The sequence below is a fragment of the Peterkaempfera griseoplana genome, from assembly GCF_001418575.1.
Taxonomy (GTDB): domain Bacteria; phylum Actinomycetota; class Actinomycetes; order Streptomycetales; family Streptomycetaceae; genus Peterkaempfera; species Peterkaempfera griseoplana.
Genome location: NZ_LIQR01000597.1, coordinates 1 through 6,021, shown reverse-complemented (window position 1 = coordinate 6,021; position 6,021 = coordinate 1). Strand labels below are relative to the sequence as shown.

At 74.7% G+C, this 6,021-nt stretch carries 6 protein-coding genes; all 6 read right to left on the bottom strand.

Annotated features, from left to right (window positions below; all coding sequences use genetic code 11):
• Positions 1 to 10: 10 nt before the first annotated feature.
• On the bottom strand, positions 11 to 1,075 hold the full coding sequence (gene iolC, locus AOK09_RS33755; RefSeq protein ID WP_079063638.1) for a 5-dehydro-2-deoxygluconokinase: 1,065 nt from the start codon (positions 1,073 to 1,075) through the stop codon (positions 11 to 13).
• Positions 1,072 to 1,965 (bottom strand): TIM barrel protein, encoded by an 894-nt coding sequence (locus AOK09_RS33750; protein ID WP_055591033.1) that lies wholly within the window; start codon positions 1,963 to 1,965, stop codon positions 1,072 to 1,074. The genes iolC and AOK09_RS33750 overlap by 4 nt, the downstream gene beginning before the upstream one ends.
• A gap of 88 nt (positions 1,966 to 2,053) precedes the next feature.
• Complete coding sequence (locus AOK09_RS33745) at positions 2,054 to 3,100, bottom strand: Gfo/Idh/MocA family protein (protein WP_055591032.1); 1,047 nt, start codon at positions 3,098 to 3,100, stop codon at positions 2,054 to 2,056.
• An 80-nt stretch (positions 3,101 to 3,180) separates the two neighbouring features.
• Positions 3,181 to 3,975, bottom strand: coding sequence for an ATP-binding cassette domain-containing protein (locus tag AOK09_RS33740; protein ID WP_055591031.1), 795 nt, complete (start codon positions 3,973 to 3,975; stop codon positions 3,181 to 3,183).
• Positions 3,972 to 5,024 (bottom strand): ABC transporter permease, encoded by a 1,053-nt coding sequence (locus AOK09_RS33735; protein WP_055591030.1) that lies wholly within the window; start codon positions 5,022 to 5,024, stop codon positions 3,972 to 3,974. Before AOK09_RS33735 ends, AOK09_RS33740 begins: the two co-directional genes overlap by 4 nt.
• Positions 5,021 to 6,021 (bottom strand): sugar ABC transporter substrate-binding protein (locus AOK09_RS33730; protein ID WP_322973233.1); only part of this gene is annotated, 1,001 nt, incomplete at its 5' end. The genes AOK09_RS33730 and AOK09_RS33735, both read right to left, overlap by 4 nt.

Genomic DNA, 6,021 nt, shown 5'->3' with positions numbered 1-6,021 from the left:
GTGGGAGGGATCATGCCATCGCCTCCCGGGCGGCCGCGGTGCCGGAGCGGGCGGGTGTGCGCAGCGGCGACGGGGGAACGGCCAGCGGCGGATCGCCCGGACGGTGGCGGTAGGCGCGGGCGACCAGGGCCCGGATCTCCCGGGGCTCGGGCATGTCGTCGGCGCAGGCGAGCCGCCCGGCGACCAGGGCGCCGGCGGCGTTGGCGGTCTCGACCACCTCGCGCAGCGGCCGGCCGGCCAGCAGTCCGGCGGCGAGCGCCCCGCCGAAGGCGTCGCCCGCGCCGAGGCCGTTGACCACCCGTACCGGCAGCGGCGCCATCCGTACCTCCTCGTGGGCGGTGCGGGCCAGCACTCCGTCCGGGCCCTGCTTGACCACGGCCAGCCGCACTCCGCGCTCCAGCAGCAGGTCGGCGGCGCGGTCGGGGTCGCGGGTGCCGACGGCCACCTCGGTCTCGTCCCGGTTGCCCACCGCGACGGTGGCGGTGTGCAGCGCCTGGGCGTACCAGTGCGCCGCGGTGTGCGGCTCGGCCCAGAAGGAGGGGCGCCAGTCGAGGTCGAGGACGACATCGGTGGCGGGGCCGGCCTGGGCGGCGGCGAGCAGGGTGGTGGAACGGGTCGGCTCCACGGCCAGGCCGCTGCCGGTGATCCACACCATCCGGGCGCGGGCGAGGGCCGTCAGATCCAGCGCCTCGGCGGTGAGGCACTGGTCGGGGGCGACGGGCCGGCGGTAGAAGAGGATCGGGAAGTCGTCGGGCGGGTGGATCTCGCAGAACACCACCGGGGTCTGCAGCCCGGGGACGGTGACCACTCCGCCGTCGTCGACGCCGAAGGCTCGCAGCGCGGAGCGGACGTACGGGGCCCAGGGGTCGTCGCCGACGCCGGTGACCACCGCGGTGTGCAGTCCGTGCCGGGCCGCGGCGACGGCGACGTTGGTGGCCGTGCCGCCCAGGGACTTGGCGAAGGTGCGGACCTCCGCCAGTGGCACCCCCGTCTGCTGCGGGTACAGGTCGACGCCGACCCGGCCCAGGGTGATCAGGTCGTGGCCGGGTGCGGGGCCGCCGCCGTGGCCGCTCACCCGGCCACCGTGCGCAGGAAGTCCAGCGAGTCGGCGACGTCGCGCAGCGGCCCGGCACCGGGGCCTGGCTCGGCGGTGAGCACGGCGTCCTGCTCCATCACGTACCAGCCGCGGTATCCGTGCCCCTCCAGGGTCGCAACCAGGGCCGCGATGTCCACGTCGCCCTGTCCGAGCGGCCGGTAGAGCCCGGCGGCGACGGCCCGGGCGTAGGGGACGCGTCCCTCACGCACCTCGCGGGCCGCGGCGGCGTCGACGTCCTTGAGGTGGACGTGGGCGATCCGGTCGGGTGCCCGGCGGGCGAGTTCCACCGGGTCGGTGCCGCCCACCAGCAGATGGCCGGTGTCCAGGCAGAGCGGGGCGGAGCTGCCGTCGAGGACCCGCCGGACCTCCTCCGCCCGCTCCACCAGGGTGCCGATGTGCGGGTGCAGCGCGGCGGCGACGCCGTACCCGGCGGCCAGCTCCGCGATGGTGTCGAGGCGGCCGAGCAGCAGCCGCCAGCCCTCGGCGCCGGGGTCCGGTCTGGTGTCGTAGCCGTCCAGGCCGGTGGCGGCGGCCAGCACCAGGGTCCGGGCGCCGCAGGCGGCCAGGGCGTCCAGGGCGCTGCGGACGGCCGGCACCGGGTCGTGGTCGGGCCGGTGCAGTACGAGGGGGACGAAGCCTCCGACGGCGGTCAGTCCGTGGGCGGCCAGCTCCGCCGCCCGGGCGGCGGGCCCTTCGGGGAGGAACCCCTCGGGGCCGAACTCGGTCGCGGTGAGGCCCAGTTGCCGCATCTCGGCGAGTACCCGTCCGGGGGGCAGCTGGTGGCCCCAGCCGGGGACCTCGCAGACCCCCCAGGAGATCGGCGCGGCGGCGACCCTGCTCAGCATCGGCGGCACGGAAACGGTGGTCATCGGGATCGTCCTTCGCTGACGGAGTCGGATCTGGGGAGATGCCGGCCGGGGCGCCCGTACGGTCCGGGAGGCGCCCGGCCGGGCGGGGTCACCGGGCGGGCTCCCCGGCGGGGAGCGCGGCGGGGCGTACCGAGTCGAGGGAGACCGGGGCGCCCAGCCGGCGGGAGCGCTCGCAGGCCTCGGCCACCAGCAGCGCCTCCAGCGCGTCGGCGCCGGTGCAGGGGCTGGGCCGCAGCCCGCGGGCGACGTCCAGGAAGACCCCGATCTCGCTGACGTAGGCGTCGTGGAAACGGGTGAGGAAGTCGGGCCAGGGGTGGTCGGGTGCGCCGGGGCCGCCGGGTTCCGCGGAGGTCATCGGGGTGCGGGCGTCCAGGCCGACCACCAACTGGTCCAGACTGCCGGCCAGTTCCATCCGGACGTCGTAGCCCGCGCCGTGGTAGCGGGTGGCGTGGCAGCCGACCAGGGTGCCGTCGTCCAGGGTGAGCAGCGCGGCCGCGGTGTCCACGTCGCCGGCCTCGGCGAAGAACGGGGCGCCGCGGTTGGATCCGTCGGCGTACACCCGGACCACCTCGCGTCCGGTGACCCAGCGGACGATGTCGAAGTCATGGACCAGGCAGTCCCGGTAGAGGCCGCCGGAGGTGGGCACATAGGCGGCCGGTGGCGGGGCCGGGTCGGCGGTGACCGCTCGGATGGTGTGGACGAAGCCCAGCCGCCCGGAGTGCAGCGCCTGTCTGGCGGCCGTGTAGCCGCGGTCGAAGCGGCGCTGGAAGCCCAGTTGCAGGGCCGTGCCGTGCCGCTCCACCTCGCCCAGCGCCTCCAGGGTGCCGGGGACGTCGAGGGCGATCGGCTTCTCGCAGTACGCGGGCAGCCCGGCCCGGGCCGCGCGGGCGATCAGTGCGGCGTGGGCGTCCGTGGCGGTGGCGATGACCACCGCGTCCAGGCCCGCGGCGAGGACGTCGTCGGTGCCGGGCAGGGCGGTGACCGCGGCCGGGGCGCCGGTGAGGCGGGCGGCGGCCTGCCGGGCCCGCCCGGGGTCGGCGTCGGCGAGCAGGAGGTGGCTGACGGCGGCGTGGTGGGCGAGGGTGCGGGCGTGGAAGGAGCCGATCCGGCCCGTTCCCAGGAGACCGACGCGCATGGTGATGCCTTTCGTCGAGGGGACGCACCCCCAGGTGTAGTCGGCGGGAGGGGCGAAGCGTGGGAGGCGGCGGCCGCGCGTCAGCCGCCGTCCGCTGCGGGGGTGGTGCGCAGTTCGTGTGCCAGGGCCTGCAGTTCGGCGCCTCCTGCCATCTGCCGGGTGAGTTCGTCCGGGGTGATGTCCTGCTTGTTGAAACAGCCCAGGCTGCGGCCGCGGTTGAGCAGCAGGAAGCGGTCCCCGACGGGGTGGGCGTGGTGCGGGTTGTGGGTGATCAGCACCACGCCGAGGCCGCGGTCGCGGGCCTGGGCGACATGGCGCAGCACCATCGCGGCCTGTCTGACTCCGAGGGCGGCGGTGGGCTCGTCCAGGATCAGCACCCGGGCGCCGAAGTGGACGGCGCGGGCGATGGCGACGCACTGCCGCTCGCCGCCGGAGAGGGTGCCCACCGGCTGCTCCACGTCGCGCAGGTCGATGCCCATCCCGGCCAGTGCGCTGCGGGCGGCCTCGCGTCCGGTGCGGCGGTCCAGCATCCGTACGGGGCCCAGGCGGCGGCGGGGTTCGGAGCCGAGGAAGAAGTTCCGCCAGACGCTCATCAGCGGGACCAGCGCGAGGTCCTGGAAGACGGTGGAGATGCCCTGGTCCAGGGCGTCGCGGGGCGAGCCGAACCGCACCGGTGCGCCGTCCAGCAGCAGCCGGCCCTCGGTGGGCCGGAGGGCCCCGGCGAGGATCTTGATCAGGGTGGACTTGCCCGCGCCGTTGTCGCCGAGCACACAGGCGACCTGGCCGGCGCGGACCTCCACGGAGACGTCGTGGAGCGCGGTCACGCTGCCGTACGACATGCCGAGGGAGCGGGCCTCCAGCAGGGGTGCACTCATCGCCGTACCCTCTCCGCGCGCCGCCGGAAGCCGTTGTTGACCAGGACCGCGGAGAGCAGCATCACGCCGAGGAAGAGCATGAACCAGTCGCTGTTCCAGCGGGCGAAGACGATGCCCTGCCGGGCCATGCCGAAGATCAGCGCCCCGACGGCGGCCCCCGCCGCGGAGCCGAAGCCGCCGGTCATCAGACAGCCGCCGATCACCGCCGCGACGATGTACTGGAACTCCAGCCCCACGCCCTGGTCGGCCTGCACGGTGGTGAATCTGAGGATGTTGATGCTGCCGACCAGCCAGGCGGCGACCGAGGTGGTCACGAAGAGCAGCGTCTTGGTGCGCCCCACCGGCACCCCGACCTGGCGGGCGCTCGGCGCCGAACCGCCCACCGCGAAGACCCAGTTGCCGAAGCGGGTGTGCAGCAGCACCACCGACGCCGCGGCGGCCACGGCGGCCCACCAGAGGATGGAGACCGGGAAGGCGGTGGAGCCGATGTCCACGGTGGAGGCGAAGAGATAGCCGGCGGAGGCATAGCCGTGGGCGCCTCGCATGCCGCTGACCTGCACCGATCCTGTGACGGCTCGGGTGACGCCGAGGTTGAGGCCCTGGAGGGCGAGGAAGGAGCCCAGGGTGACGATGAAGCTGGGCAGCCCGGTGCGCATCACCAGCCATCCGTTGAGGGTGCCCACGGCGACCGCGAAGAGCAGCGAGACCAGCAGGGCGGCCCAGACGTTCCAGCCGAGGTGGACCGAGAGCAGTGCGGTGACCAGGGCGGTGGAGGCGGTCATCACCCCTGCGGAGAGGTCGAACTCGCCACCGATCATCAGCAGTGCCACCGCGACGGCGACGATGCCGAGGGTCGCGGAGTCGTCCAGCCAGGTGGCCGCGCCCAGCGGGCTGAGGAACTGCCCGGTGGTGAGTGAGAAGAAACCGAAGACCAGCAGGGCGCCGAGCAGCGCGCCCAGTTCGGGGCGGGCCACCAGCCGGTCGGACAGTGCCCGGCGGACGGTCCGCCGGTCCTGTCCGCCGGCGGGCGGGGCGGCGGTGGCGGTCATCGGGTGCCCCGGGCCGCGTACCGGGCGACCTGGTCGACATCGGACGCGTCCACGAAGCCGGGTCCGGTCAGGACGGGGGTGCCGCCGCCGAGGGTGTTGCCGTTGTCGTGGTAGAGCTTGAGCATCACCACGGGCAGATAGCCCTGCTGGTACTGCTGCTGGTCCACCGCGAAGGAGACGGTGCCGGCCTTGATGGCGTTCAGCACGTCGGGGTTGAGGTCGAAGGTGGCGACCTGGGCCTTGGAGCCCACCGCCTTGACGGCGTCGACGGCGTCCGCGGCGATCTGGGCGTTGAGGGTGAGCACCCCGTCGACGGCGGTGTCCGCCTGGAGTGCGCCGCGGATCCGGGAGACCACATCGGTGGGGTTGGCCGCGTCCACCTGGAGGTTGACGACCGGTCCGCCGAAGCCCCTGCGGGCGCCGTCGCAGCGCTGGTTGAGCCCGATGTTGCCGGCCTCGTGGATGACGCAGAGGAGCTTGTGCCGGCCCTGCTGCTTCAGCCTGGCGCCGGCGCCCCGGCCGGCGACCGACTCCTCCTGGCCGACATGGCCGATGGCACCGAAGGAAGCACTCTGCGCGGAGCCGGAGTTGATGGTCACCACCGGGATGCCGGCGGCGACGGCCGCCTTGACGGCGGTCTGCAGGGCGTCGGGGTTGGCCATCGAGACCACCAGGCCGCCGACGTGCTGGGCCACCGCGTTGTCGATCAGCCTGGCCTGACCGGCCGGGTCGGGGTCGGAGGTGTAGTCGACCTGCACGCCGAGCTGCTTCCCGGCGGCCAGGGCACCGTTCTTGACCACGTTCCAGAAGGCGTCACCAGGGCCGCCGTGGCTGATCACGGCGATGTGCAGGGAGCCGGTGGAGGCCTGCGCGGGGGCGGCCGGGGTGCCGGCGGAGGGTGTGGAGGCGCCGTGGTCGGCGGCGGGGCCGCTGCATGCGGCGAGCAGCAGGCCGGCGGCTGCCAGCAGCGCTCTCGCCCTCACGGTGCGGGCTCGGG

Coding starts and splice junctions, on each gene's coding strand:
- AOK09_RS33745 (WP_055591032.1), bottom strand. CDS start 3,100: ATGCGCGTCGGTCTCCTGGGAACGGGCCGGATCGGCTCCTTCCACGCC.
- AOK09_RS33740 (WP_055591031.1), bottom strand. CDS start 3,975: ATGAGTGCACCCCTGCTGGAGGCCCGCTCCCTCGGCATGTCGTACGGC.
- AOK09_RS33750 (WP_055591033.1), bottom strand. CDS start 1,965: ATGACCACCGTTTCCGTGCCGCCGATGCTGAGCAGGGTCGCCGCCGCG.
- AOK09_RS33735 (WP_055591030.1), bottom strand. CDS start 5,024: ATGACCGCCACCGCCGCCCCGCCCGCCGGCGGACAGGACCGGCGGACC.